This window comes from Endozoicomonas sp. ALD040, assembly GCF_049275945.1.
GTDB lineage: Bacteria > Pseudomonadota > Gammaproteobacteria > Pseudomonadales > Endozoicomonadaceae > Endozoicomonas_A.
In genome coordinates, this window is sequence record NZ_CP184829.1 from 6,262,002 (window position 1) to 6,274,957 (window position 12,956).

At 45.5% G+C, this 12,956-nt stretch carries 8 protein-coding genes; 5 read left to right on the plus strand and 3 right to left on the minus strand.

Annotated elements, in window-relative coordinates; all coding sequences use genetic code 11:
• Positions 1-120: 120 nt before the first annotated feature.
• Positions 121-2,604, plus strand: a complete 2,484-nt coding sequence (gene lon / locus ACOJUN_RS22895) for an endopeptidase La (protein WP_422134162.1) — start codon at positions 121-123, stop codon at positions 2,602-2,604.
• A 403-nt stretch (positions 2,605-3,007) separates the two neighbouring features.
• Positions 3,008-6,367 carry a hypothetical protein gene (locus ACOJUN_RS22900; RefSeq protein WP_422134163.1) on the plus strand — a complete coding sequence of 1,120 codons (3,360 nt, stop codon included), beginning with the start codon at positions 3,008-3,010 and terminating at the stop codon, positions 6,365-6,367.
• A 9-nt stretch (positions 6,368-6,376) separates the two neighbouring features.
• Here ACOJUN_RS22900 and yfcD read toward each other — a convergent pair whose 3' ends face one another.
• Positions 6,377-6,916 (minus strand): NUDIX hydrolase YfcD, encoded by a 540-nt coding sequence (gene yfcD, locus ACOJUN_RS22905; protein WP_422134164.1) that lies wholly within the window; start codon positions 6,914-6,916, stop codon positions 6,377-6,379.
• Positions 6,917-7,450: 534 nt separating this feature from the next.
• Here yfcD and ppnN point away from each other — a divergent pair.
• Positions 7,451-8,830, plus strand: coding sequence for a nucleotide 5'-monophosphate nucleosidase PpnN (ppnN, locus tag ACOJUN_RS22910; RefSeq protein ID WP_422134165.1), 1,380 nt, complete (start codon positions 7,451-7,453; stop codon positions 8,828-8,830).
• A gap of 273 nt (positions 8,831-9,103) precedes the next feature.
• Here the strand turns inward: ppnN and ACOJUN_RS22915 are convergent, their stop codons facing one another.
• Positions 9,104-9,817, minus strand: a complete 714-nt coding sequence (locus tag ACOJUN_RS22915; RefSeq protein ID WP_422134166.1) for a Fic family protein — start codon at positions 9,815-9,817, stop codon at positions 9,104-9,106.
• A 224-nt stretch (positions 9,818-10,041) separates the two neighbouring features.
• Between ACOJUN_RS22915 and ACOJUN_RS22920 the strand changes: the two genes are divergently transcribed.
• Entirely contained in the window at positions 10,042-10,449 is a 408-nt protein-coding gene (locus ACOJUN_RS22920) for a hemerythrin domain-containing protein (RefSeq protein ID WP_422134167.1), read from the plus strand.
• 222 nt (positions 10,450-10,671) lie between these two features.
• Complete coding sequence (locus tag ACOJUN_RS22925; protein WP_422134168.1) at positions 10,672-11,385, plus strand: hypothetical protein; 714 nt, start codon at positions 10,672-10,674, stop codon at positions 11,383-11,385.
• Positions 11,386-11,433: 48 nt separating this feature from the next.
• Here the strand turns inward: ACOJUN_RS22925 and solA are convergent, their stop codons facing one another.
• On the minus strand, positions 11,434-12,564 hold the full coding sequence (gene solA / locus ACOJUN_RS22930) for an N-methyl-L-tryptophan oxidase (RefSeq protein WP_422134169.1): 1,131 nt from the start codon (positions 12,562-12,564) through the stop codon (positions 11,434-11,436).
• Positions 12,565-12,956: the final 392 nt, after the last annotated feature.

Consider the following 12,956-nt stretch of genomic DNA (forward strand, 5'->3'; position numbering starts at 1 on the left):
AGTGGCACGCAGATTTTACTCAACCATACTTAATTACATCGCCTATTGAAATCACTGGAGATGACTCCAGATAGTCATTATCCGCTTACTATTCATTCCGAGACGTTATCCGAAAAGACTATGACAGATCAGGACAATCAGGAACCCGAAGTTATTTCAGCTGATGAACAGGTAGAGGATATGGGTACCGGACTGGTGCTCCCGGAACACGCTCTGCCTGACAAGCTTTACCTCATCCCTGTCTCAAACCGACCGTTTTTCCCGGCACAGGTTCAACCTCTGGTATTCAGTAGTCAGGAGTGGGAAGAAACACTTCATCGGGTCGCCCAGAGCCCACATAAAGTAGTAGGACTCAGTTATGTTGCTGGCATGACAGGAGCTGGCCATGTGGTCAGTCCGGGAGACTTCCCGCAGGTGGGCTGCACCGTAAGAATTCACAATATCCTTCCGGAAGGCGACCAGATCCAGTTCATCGCTCTGGGCATGCAGCGCTTTCGTATCAAGCAATGGCTTCGAAAACGCCCACCCTACCTGGTTCAGGTAGAGTACCCTGACAATATCGAAGATGACACCGATGAAATCAAAGCCTACGCACTGGCACTGATTCAGGCCATCAAAGAATTAATCCCGCTGAACCCGCTCTACAGCGAAGAACTGAAAAATTACCTCAATCGATTCAGTCCAAAAGACCCGTCCCCACTGGCGGACTTTGCAGCCGCCATCACCACTGCGCCGGGTAAGGAGTTGCAGGAAGTCCTTGAAACATTCTCTGTTCAGCGTCGAATGGAGAAAGTATTGATTCTCATCCGCAAGGAACAGGAAGTGGCCCGCCTTCAGGGTGAGATTAACGCTGAGGTGAACCGCAAGATCAGCAAGCATCAACGTGAATTTTTTCTAAAAGAACAGCTGAAAGTCATTCAGAAAGAGCTTGGCATTTCGAAAGACGACAGAACGGCTGAAATTGAGGCATTTGAAAAACGGATTGCCGAGCTGGCTATTCCGGAAACGCCCCTTAAAAAGATCAATGACGAGATGAAAAAGCTCTCGATTCTCGAAGTGGGCTCCCCTGAATATGCCATCTGCCGGAACTATCTTGACTGGGCTACCTCGGTCCCCTGGGGCAAATACTCCGAAGACATATTTGATCTTGCCCATGCCAGAGAAATTTTAAATGCAGATCATGATGGGCTTGAAGACGTCAAAGACCGAATCATCGAGTTTCTGGCTGTTGGTGCTTACAAACAGGAAATATCAGGCACTATCATGTTACTGGCAGGCCCTCCCGGCGTTGGTAAGACGTCCATAGGACGATCCGTCGCCCGTGCTTTAGGCAGAAAGTTTTATCGTTTCAGCCTGGGCGGCATGAGGGATGAAGCAGAAATTAAAGGTCATCGCCGGACCTATATCGGTGCACTGCCGGGCAAACTGGTTCAGGCCCTTAAGGAAGTCGATGTTGCCAATCCCGTTATCATGCTGGATGAAATTGACAAAATCGGTGCCTCTTATCGTGGAGACCCCGCATCCGCAATGCTGGAAGTGCTCGACCCGGAACAAAACAGTGAGTTTCTCGATCACTATCTGGACATGAGAATCGATCTTTCAAAAGTGCTGTTTATCAGTACTGCCAATCAATTGGACACGATTCCCGGCCCTCTTCTGGATCGAATGGATGTCATAAGACTTTCAGGCTATATCACAGAAGAAAAAATGGCTATCGCCAAAAATCACCTGTGGCCAAAACTGTTGAAACAGTCGGGTTTAAAAAAGAGCCAGATCAGGCTCTCCGACCTCACTCTTAAGGCAGTCATTGAGGGCTATGCCAGGGAAGCTGGCGTGAGAAACCTTGAAAAACTGCTTCATAAAATTATTCGCAAAGTCGTTGTTCAACTGCTTGAAGGCACCGGTAAGAGTCTCAGTGTGACTACCAGGAATCTATCTGACTATCTGGGTGCACCTTACTTCAGAAAAGAGAAGCGCATTGAAGGCATTGGTGTAGTGACAGGTCTGGCCTGGACTGCCATGGGAGGCGCAACCCTGCCAGTAGAAGCCAGCCTTATTCATCATCAGCGAGCTGGCTTCAAACTGACCGGTAAGTTGGGGGATGTCATGAAGGAGTCTGCTGAAATAGCTTATAGCTTTGTTTCAAGCCAAGCTGAAAAATTAGGCATTCCGGAAGCCTATTTTGAAAAAGCCTTTATCCATCTTCATGTGCCTGAAGGCGCAACTCCCAAAGACGGTCCTTCAGCCGGGATTACCATGGCAACCGCACTATTATCTCTTGCTACGAGCAAAAAGCCCGCCTCTCTAGCCATGACCGGAGAGCTGACTCTAACCGGAAAAGTTCTGGCTGTTGGCGGGGTCAGGGAAAAAGTCATAGCCGCCAAACGACAAGGTATTCATACCCTGATCATTCCGGAAGAATGCCGAAGAGATTACGATGAACTGCCGGATTATATTCGAGAAGATATGACCATTCACTTTGCCACAACCTTCGAAGATGTGCGCCAAGCAGCATTTCCTGAAAAGACATCGCCTGTAAAGACATCGCCTGTAAAGAAAAGCACAAAGAAAACTGCACGTAAAAAGCCTGTGAGGAAGCGTTGAGTTCAATCAGATCGACCCGGACTTGGAAATTTCTTTCCCCACAACGAACTGTGCCGCCCCTTAGGGGGCGGCACATGATTCAATGCTCTAACAACGAGGGAGACCCCCGTTAGGACACATTAGTGAGCGAGCTAAGTATTGACTTCTTAAAGATTGCTGTCCATCTGCAATCAAGAATTTTGAAGCATAAGAATTTTTTTTTAAGTCAATTTTCGTCACGCTGCAAAATGCCAGCCATTTCCTTTGACAGTCTGCCATTCATTCGACACTTTTTAGCAGCGCAAAAACACAATTTCTCCTACCGCCTCAACCAAGCTGCCAAGCTCTATTGCTATCAGCTAAGCTGTGTTAATAAATACTGAAATGCTGATGAACCCGAAAGCTCATAACGGACTGCAGCGACATGTCATCACCTCTTACACCTGGCAGCAACAACTCGCCCCCTTCCTCCAGATCTTCTGGCGATCGTAATCCGCCCTCTTCTCCACTCACTGGACAGGACCATCTGGGCAGACAAATCAGTGAGACAAGCACCAGGAGTCAATTGAGCCACGAATCATCTGATCAACGGGCACCTCAATCCCCTCAGATTAATGAGCGAAAAGCTGAAAGACGCCCCTGGTTCTTCCGGCGATGGTACAAAAGTTACATCGGCAAGAAAAACTCGACACTTCCTCCTACTAAGGATTTTGAACCTGAAGAAGCGGAAAAGCAGACCGGTTACCTTGGTTTACTGAAAGATCTTCCAGGCAGAGCTGTCGGAGCACTGGCGAACCTTCCTGGTGCAGGTTTCGAGAAAGTCGCATCAAAGCTTGATAATTTCGTCAATCATCAGGCTGGCATTGAGATCAGCCGTGAGGATGAAAGACGCCAGTGGCGCTCTTTATTATATGACTTGCTGTGCAGTTATACGGCGGTCATTGTCGACGGAGAGCAAACTCCATTCAACTTTAATGAGATACTCATAAAGAATGGCGATGATCTGCCCGTTAGAATTACAGCGCTGAACTTCGACTCGAAAAGAGTCGTCCAGGCATCAGAGAGCTATTTAATCAATGGACAAGCCACAAAAAACCATTTTGAAGTAGGGGATCTTTCCTGTACGGTTGAAATTCCGGTTAAAGATAAACCTCCACTGACGTTGCAAATCAGACTCGAGAACACGACTATCTCAGTCGGCACCGATATCAGCATCTCCCAGATATTGAAAAACTCATTCATTTCCTCTTCCGAGGATCGAACAGCGGTGCAACTTTCCGCTGAAAGAGTTGAAGTCCGATATGAAAATCTGGACTCTTATGAAGAGCTGACGGCAGTACCTGACCCTTCAAAAGAATCAGACTGCATAGTAGGTTATGAGAGAGGAAAGCTGACCATGAAAGGCGTCCGCTTTTGCAAACCTCTCGATCTGCTTAAAGCTTCAACAAAACAAACATCCATACTTGCTTTCGATGCGTTAAAGCTTGTCAACGAGTCAGCCCGGCCTGCCCTGCTGGAGGTTAAGAAAGTCAACATTCAGCACTTCGATGATACTCATAATGGAACCTTCAACAGCTCACTGATCATTCACCCCAAAACCATTCGAAACATCCCCTACATTGGTTGGCTATTAGCTCCTCTCTTCTCAAAACCTGTTCATCTCGATATCTTCGCTTTTATGCAGCACGGCGAAGTCAGGATAAAAGATTTGAAACACGGTATCAGAGTTTCAGGTGGAAGCCTGGCTGGGTGGTTGGTAAAAAAAGCGCTAACAGCCAAAGAAACACGCCTGGTTCCCTACGAAGGTGGAACAGGACTGCAAATAGGCTGGCCGTTTGAATTTATCGCATGCAAAATCGAGATACCCGGTCTGCTCCCTGGAAAACCGGCAACCAGAATAGAAGATCACGATCAGGTCACCTATGAGCGACTGAATCAGATGCACACTCAAGATGCTTCAATACCAGGTCAATCTCAATCAGGCAATACGCCAGATGAAGTGTCACCTGCACTTCACCACCAGCATATAGAAGCACTCAAAAAAGAAGAGGGTGTACTCATTGTACCCGATGCCTTCAGTAGAGTGCTCAGTGACATCATCTCAGAAGACCAGGCTTTAGCCCAGCCAGTAAGGATGGTGCCAAGATTAATGGAAAAACGTTGCATAGAAGCGGCAAGAGGTGACGAGGCCGCCTGCCGGATCCTGCTCCGCTTTGTCCGGGATCAGGAAAGATTTAAGCATGAAAGTGACTGCATGATCGCCCTGCAGGCTATCCCTGAAGCTTTCTATGCCAGGGAAGCTGCAGAAGCAGATGATGAGCAATGGCTATGGCTTGAGAGTGTCGCACACAGGCTGATTGTCGTTGAACGACAGAAAGCCTTTGAGCTATACAGACAGCTGTTGAAAAGAAAAGACATCGAAAATGCCAGTAAACTGGTGACTGACACTGAATGGCTGATCCATCTGGCAAAAAACCTCCCTAAAAACACGCCCGAGGAAAAAGCCATTGCCTTCCGCTTAGCCGAGTTTGCCTATAAATCCAATCCGGAAAAAGCAGAAGAAGTGATCAAGCTGCTTATCGACTGCAATAAAAACAATCTCTATAAAACAAAGCAGCTGAATGATCTTATTCAAGACTTGGTCAGTCACCATCCCTACTTTGCAGACCCTCATCATCTCATCTCATTATTAAACCTGCTTGACCAAAGCCATCCGGACATCGTTGCCCGCTCACTGGAACACTTTCCGATACAGACTCTTCTTCAAAACCTCTGGGCAGATGACAACATTCAAGCTCATAGCACTCTGAATTATCTTAAAATCCTGCTGATCAAGCATGGTCGCTTTAAAGAAGCCGCTGAACTTTTGATTGAGTCAGGGGATCCCAGACAGGCTGCAAGAATGCTTGACCTTGGTATCAGGCAGGGCAACCCATCAGCTCTTAAGGTGAAAGTGGAGTTGGCGGTAAGGGATGAGCTAGCTGAAGGTGTAACGTTAGAAAAGGAAGTTCGTCGCCTCAGGCATTTGATAGAGACTCCCACAACCCCGGAGGTCATGAGAGAGGCAGCTATTTCCGTCCTGGCTGATCTTGTTACAGAAGAACCCCATCCGGAACTTGCAGGGATTTTCACAGAAGATCTTTTGATGACAGAGGAAAAAAAGGCTTCTTTCGTGAAAGCAGTCAATAAGCTGTTTAACCTTCAAAAGGGAGAAGCGCTGAGTCTGAATGATCGCGTGAGAATCCTGAATCAGGTTGAACAGCATCTGAAAACTGCCCGAACTGATGAGTCAGCCTACTTAAGCAAACCTCTGCTGCTGAAGAAGATTCAGGATGCAAATCAGCAGGTTGATCGGGTTATGGAATTACTGATAAAAGTAAGGGGACCTGTTGAGCCCAACCTGCTGACCATGCTGACATCTCAAGGCCCGGTTGCCGAAACCAGCATCGAAAACAACACGGCCTCTGAGACAATATCTGGCATGAAAGAAGATGATGAGTTTTTCGATGCTTTGGATACACCCTACAACCCAACGATTGATCAAAAGTCCACTGCCTTCAATGAAGACTTGCCTATAGCAATCGATGATGAAGATAAGGAAATAAAGATCTCTCCAACCGATGAAACGGGCCATCTGGAAGAAGAGAACTTCTTGCTTTCAAACTCTTTCTCAAGCTATGCATCGCTGCTTAGCCAACCTGTATTTTCCAGATCTTCGAAAGGTTTTCTTGACCCGGGGCTCAAGCGTGAGTGGGCCTCAATACTTAAGATGATGTCGATTTGACCGGAAAGTTCAGGCAGATATTTCTCTGTCACCATAGAGATTCATCAAACGTTCAAGAGCCACGAGACTGTCTGGTGTGTATGTCCGGTTGAAGCGGTTTGACCGAATCTCTTCAGGCGACTCCATGATTACCCTTGCCACTTCTTCTTCCTGCAACCTCAGCTCCCCCTCATATTGACAGCTGTAGACCCTCCCCCAAACCTTGCAGTCATCATTCTGAAAGTAAAAGTGAAACAGAGGCTCCAAAGGTGTGTCTTCTATGCCAAGCTCTTCCGCCAGTTCCCTGACGGCAGCCACGTCATAACTCTCACCTTCAGCGACTACGCCTCCCGTTGCCGGCTCAAAATAACCCGGGTAAATATCCTTGCTCAACGTCCTTTCCTGAACGTAGAGCTGCCCTTTACTGTTAAAAACAAAGACGTAAGTAGCCCGGTGGCAAAGTTTCTTTTCTCTCATCTGGCTTCTGGGTAAAGCACCAAGCACCTGGTTACTTTCATCGACAATAATGACCTTTTCTGATGCAGGCTGCAGTTCTGGGTTAGATGGCATAAATACCAGGCTCCGGATATTCGTTTTATTTTACCGTGAGACATTTTCACGCAATCGTATCTCTCTGTCTCTTCGAGAGCACAACCGGATGCACGAGCTCCTGAAAGTCTTGCCAACCCAGTATCAAAAGTTCAGAGATATCATCACTGTTTTGGCCAAATTATGACCACTGATCTGTGCCTGTTCGGCAACTTCCTAAGCCGTAAAAGCGGATGGCTGGCGATGGGTTGAAAAGGTCACATGGTGATGATTCAGATAGCCCACTACTCTTTGTTTAGCCATTTTCACTACCTCTGGCAAAGCCTGAAAGAGCCGAAATGAAATGTGAGCCAGTGAGTCAACCATTCGGCTCTCAACAAGGTGTTAACACTCCCAATTTGTCAGAGGATGGACAATCCGTCAAGACTGAAAAAATGTCTTATATCCACATATAATCAGACTGTGGCCGATTAAATAACATGGCCACAAGGTCAGAACCACTTTGCTATCCAAATCGCTGGACGATTTTCACGATAAAAAAAACCAGGGGGTGCCATGACCGCCAGAAATACTGTTTCCACTATTGTTAACCCTGTAGGCTCCATGCGTGTTCTCTCAAACCATGAGGTCAGCAGCCTTCAGGACACCAGTCAGAAAGGGTTGCATCGTTTGTTCCGGCAGTGCGCCCTGGCCATACTCAACTGTGAACAGGAAGGTGATGACACCGAAGAAATCATGGAGCAATACCAGGATTTCGACATTCGTATTGTTCAGGAACACCGCGGACTAAAACTGGAATTAATTAATGCTCCTGCCGACGCCTTTGTTGCTGGAAAACTGATTCGCGGCGTTCGGGAAAACCTGTTTTCTGTCCTCAGAGATATACTTTATGTGTCGTCTCGCATCACAGAAGACCCGCGCTTTGCTGTAAACAGTTCCACGGATATCACGCATCTGGTTTTCCAGATTCTCAGACACGCTGACGCTTTTATTACCCAACAGGTTCCCAGTATTGTGGTTTGCTGGGGCGGACACTCCATTGCCCGACATGAATATGAATATACCAAGAAAGTGGGTTACCAGCTGGGCCTGAGAAGCATGAACATTTGCACAGGTTGTGGTCCGGGTGCCATGAAGGGCCCCATGAAAGGGGCTTATATCGGTCATGCCAAACAGCGAATGTCCCGTGGACGATTCATCGGTTTAACAGAGCCTGGCATTATTGCGGCCGAATCCCCCAATCCTATTGTCAACGAGTTGATTATCCTGCCGGATATTGAAAAGCGTCTGGAGGCCTTTGTTCGTCTGGGTCATGGTATCACCGTTTTTCCGGGTGGACCGGGAACCTGTGAGGAAATTCTCTATATTCTCGGCATTTTACTCAACCCTGCCAACAGGGAAATCCCTTTCCCACTGGTTTTTACAGGGCCAGAAGCCGCCAGAGAATATTTTGAAAAAATTGATGAATTTATCGGCAACACACTGGGGGAAGAAGCCCAGTCACGCTACCAGATTATTATTGATGATCCGCTGGAAGTCAGCCGGGTGATGAGAAGTGGACTGGAGCAGGTTACGCGCTATCGCAGAAAGCATGGCGACGCCTACTACTTTAACTGGTTGCTTCAAATTGACGAGGACTTTCAAACCCCCTTTGACCCAACCCATGAAAACATGGCGAACCTCGAGTTAAATACCCAGCTGCCTCCCCATATTCTGGCGGCCAATCTTCGACGCGCCATGTCAGGTATTGTGGCAGGCAATATAAAAGAAGAAGGCGTTTGCCAGATCAGGGCAAAAGGCCCCTATCAATTGAAGGGAGAGCCTGAATTGATGAAACAGGTCGATAGCCTGCTTCAGTCTTTTGTAGAACAATTCAGAATGAAGCTGCCGGGCAGTCATTATGTCCCCTGTTACGAGATCGAAAGCGAAAGCTAAAAAAGTAGCTCTGGAAAGCGAAGTGATAAGTACTCAGCCATACGGAATCGAATATTTCTGGCTTATTGGGCAGGTGCTCTGCAAGGCGCAACGACGGGAACATAGCAAGCTATGTGACCAGAGTTGCAACGCGGTCAGAGTGCCTGAACAATAAGTCAGAAAATATGATTTCGTATGGTTGAGTACTTACATCTTCGCTTTCTCCTTTTTTAGCACAATGACTCTTACCCAACCATTTAATGCCTCATCCAAAGGCAATCCCATGAATTTTTTTTAGCCGTTCGATGGATCGGATTTGAAATTTTCAATAATTTTCTCATTAAGGCACGATCTCAGAAATGTATTCATCAGGATTGTGTCTGCCGTTGCATAGAAATCAAGCATCAACTGGTTAAACTCTTTCTGACGTTTTGCTGGAACATTGACAATGGGAAACCCATGAGAAAGCAAAATACCGTTCATCATAAATCGCCCCATACGCTTATTCACATCCCAGAAGAACTGTGCTCTCGCCATTCTCAAAAAAGCGGTAAATGCCATATCATAAACATCGTTACAGGTAGCGATTTCCGACTCAATCTCAGCCCAGACGTTATCCAGCTCATTGGGCGAGGGAGGTTCGTATGCTGATCCACTTATCGTGACGTTACCAGTTCGAAAAGCCCCCCACACCAGAGCTTCTGCTTTACCCGCAATCTTGTGAATTGCCAAGGCAACGTCTTTGGAAAAAGAGAACTTTCCTTCAGCAGCCAGAGCAAACAAATATTTCCAAGCCTCTGCCTGATGTAGAGCCATATTCTGGTCACTTATTTTATGGCCTCCAACAGTAATCCCATCTAATAATGTTTGAATTTCTGGAAGAGTCATCGCAACCCCTTCAAGGTTGACAGCGTCATAAACCAGGGAAGGAATATCACGAACGGCAAGCTGCCTGGCCATCGCAGGATCAGGGTTCATACCCCAAACAGTATCTTTTGCCGTTGTCATTGGCTCATCCCAGAAGTTGTGGTTGAAATTTCCACATTATATCTGCACGAGTTCTTATCGTCATGCAGCTCGAAGAGTCTGGGCAATAACAGATAACGCCCCCACGAAAAACTCCCGGATGGTAAGTCAGTCACACATAACGGTAAATAATTAATGATTTGAGACAAATCTGGCAATCACCTCCTAAACTATTAGTAACCATTATGTTCAGGGAGCGAACAAAAATGTCTCAGTTAATTGAGGAATTCAAAAGCGAACATGTGCAAATCAGTGACTTACTTTTACAAGCACGTGATATTGGCATTGGTAACCAGAAAGGTCGGGATTTAATACTGTCCGCCAAAAAAATACTACTGGCACATTTAAACAAAGAAGATAAGCTCCTGTATCCCGTATTAAGAGAAGCCGCTGAGAACGATGAAAGCCTGAAGTCGACTCTGACTGACTACGCGCTTGATATGGATAAGATTTCTGCCAAAGTGATGATTTTTTTCAACCTTTATGAAAATGGTGATAATACCATCGAAAACTTTCAGCAGGACTGCAACAATATCATCAGGGCGTTAAGCAAGCGAATTTCCAAAGAAGAAGCCGTTCTCTACAAGACTTACGACAAAATCAAAGGTCTCTGAAACCACCAGCACAAATGATCGGCTGGTTCCCGGCCGATCATCATTCCCTTCCAGAAGAATACAAATCCAGATAGCACGACCCACCGAATCATCCCAAAGACGAAGTATGACATAACCGATGTTCCCTTTAGTTCTTTGTTATATTCGCTGACTCGAATGTTAGTGACATCTTCTTTTTATACAGATTTAATTAATCATTCAATCTGTTATCAAGGAAGAACCATGCAACCATTTCAAAATAGCACGGCATCAATTCAACCAGCAATGGACATCCCATCCATCTCTCAAACTGATCAGCCAGTAAATCGAAAACTGGAGATATGCCAATATAAAGTAACTAATAGAGACAATATGGGAGACTTTAAAGTCTATCCATTTATTCTAAACGGCAAGACTTATTACCATATTGACAAAGCCTCAGGTTGTGACTCCGTTTCAGAAAATGATGAGATTTTTATAGAACATTGTGCAGGACAACAAGAAGAGAAAAACCAACAATTAATAAAGAGACTCTCTGACATCATAACAAAAGGCTTTAGAAATGTTTGCACTGTTTTCTATCCAGATGATAAATCAAAAATAGAGGGTGTATGTCACGACTTTGCTTATTATTTGAGCTTTGGGCTTTCAGTTTTAATATCTACGAGAGATAACACTCATGATTCTTTTTACGAATCGCTTTCGAACATAAAAATTTATGAATTTACTGGAGAAAAGGATTTAGACTTTGGAGACATTGTGCAAATAACAAACAATACTTCCCACACTGAAAGAAAACCTTTAGTTTTTCATAGTGTGGTTTATATCGGTAATGGAAAATACATTAGCAAGCTTTCTAAGGAAGATATTTACATTCAGGATCTTGAATCAATATTAGATACTTTTGAACTATGGAAAAAAGGAAGTCTAAGGGTTGTTAAAGATCTAAGCACATAACTGCCTTTCTCATAAATAAACAAAGCGCCATAGTTTATTTTTGCTTCTTTACATATTCTGAAACCTTGAGTGCTTAAAAAGCTCCAATACTTCAGGCAGTGGCTCCTCCAAAACCATTTTTCTGATAATACTCCCCACCACAGGGGCAAACTTGAAGCCATGACCTGAAAAGCCCCCTGCTACAATGACTCTCTGGTGATCTGGTAATGCCTCCATAATGAAATGCCCATCGGGGCTATTAGTGTAAAGACATGGCTCTTCCCTGATAACTTCAGGCACCACCCCTGGCAAATACTTTTCAATAACTGACTGGATCTCTGAAAGGTTTCTGCGAGAATCTTGAAGCAACTGTTCAGGATTATCCAACAGAAAACCCGTTTTGTGTCTGCCAATCTTCACCAGTCGCTCAGCACCATATTGAGGCACACCATAATAAAATCCATCGGGAGTGTCGAAGGCAAAAGCTGGCGCATCCGCTGACAAATTCTCACTGTTTCTGCTCTTAAACCAATACTGAAGATTCATCTCAATTTCCAGCGGATACTTTCCACCGACAATGCTGTTCAGCCAGGAGCCTGCGGTTACGACCAGGTGTGAACAGGAAAAAACATCTTTACTGGTTGTAACCTCAACACCACTATCATGCTCCTTAAATGACTCCATTAAAGTGTTCTCCAGTATCTGACCTGAGTGACTTCTCAATACTTCAAGGAAATATTGCAATGACTTATCAAGATCCAAAAACCCGGCTTGCCGGTCCAGTATGCCTGTCCAGACTGAAGGGACTTTCAGACCGGAAACAAGTTCGCTGCATTCACTGCCTTTCAGGATATTAACGTCCAGATCATACTCAGAGGCACTGCTTAAAACTCCCTTTAAAGTCTGGCTTGACATCAGATCACCAGCAATTAGCAGCCCGTTCAGAGAGAGTATCTTCCCGTCTGTAACACGATTGATATCCTGCCAGTCGACCAGAGCTTCTTTAAGCAGGGGAACGTAGCGAGAGTCTTCAAAATAAGAGAGTCGAAAGAGTCTGGTCTGGCCGTGAGAACTGTTTCTTTTATTACCTAACTCATATTGCTCCAGACAAAGCACACTTAAACCAGCTTGGGTCAGTCGGGCTGCAACAGCGCATCCCATAATCCCCATACCCACAATAATGGCATCATAGTGCATCATATTCTAATGCCCCTGCCCCACCTTTATGGGAACTTGACCTACTTAAACCGATCACTTGATCAGTTGGGTTAAGTCATTTCAATGAATAGACATCGAAGTTCATTCAGACCAGATGGCATTCATTATTTGCGGTAATAATCAGCGATATACGAAAAAAACCGGCGCAACAAGGGCTTTTCCGACCGATTCAACCAGTATTCACCAAATTTATATCAAAGATTGCGGGCTTCCCTTAACTTGAATAACGCTATCCGCTATACTGCCCGCGCCGCCGGTTGGCTGAATAAGCGAAGGTTACAGTTCTTTTCACTGCTAATCTATACAGAATAATTCCGACCGGTTTACGATGCCTGCACACATCGTCATGGGCATGAAAGTGATCTAAAGTAAAC

Bases quoted from the DNA above. Each gene is read 5' to 3' on its own strand.
- ACOJUN_RS22900 (WP_422134163.1), top strand. From the start codon at position 3,008: ATGTCATCACCTCTTACACCTGGCAGCAACAACTCGCCCCCTTCCTCC.
- yfcD (WP_422134164.1), bottom strand. From the start codon at position 6,916: ATGCCATCTAACCCAGAACTGCAGCCTGCATCAGAAAAGGTCATTATT.
- ACOJUN_RS22925 (WP_422134168.1), top strand. From the start codon at position 10,672: ATGCAACCATTTCAAAATAGCACGGCATCAATTCAACCAGCAATGGAC.
- solA (WP_422134169.1), bottom strand. From the start codon at position 12,564: ATGATGCACTATGATGCCATTATTGTGGGTATGGGGATTATGGGATGC.
- ACOJUN_RS22920 (WP_422134167.1), top strand. From the start codon at position 10,042: ATGTCTCAGTTAATTGAGGAATTCAAAAGCGAACATGTGCAAATCAGT.
- ppnN (WP_422134165.1), top strand. From the start codon at position 7,451: ATGACCGCCAGAAATACTGTTTCCACTATTGTTAACCCTGTAGGCTCC.
- ACOJUN_RS22915 (WP_422134166.1), bottom strand. From the start codon at position 9,817: ATGACAACGGCAAAAGATACTGTTTGGGGTATGAACCCTGATCCTGCG.
- lon (WP_422134162.1), top strand. From the start codon at position 121: ATGACAGATCAGGACAATCAGGAACCCGAAGTTATTTCAGCTGATGAA.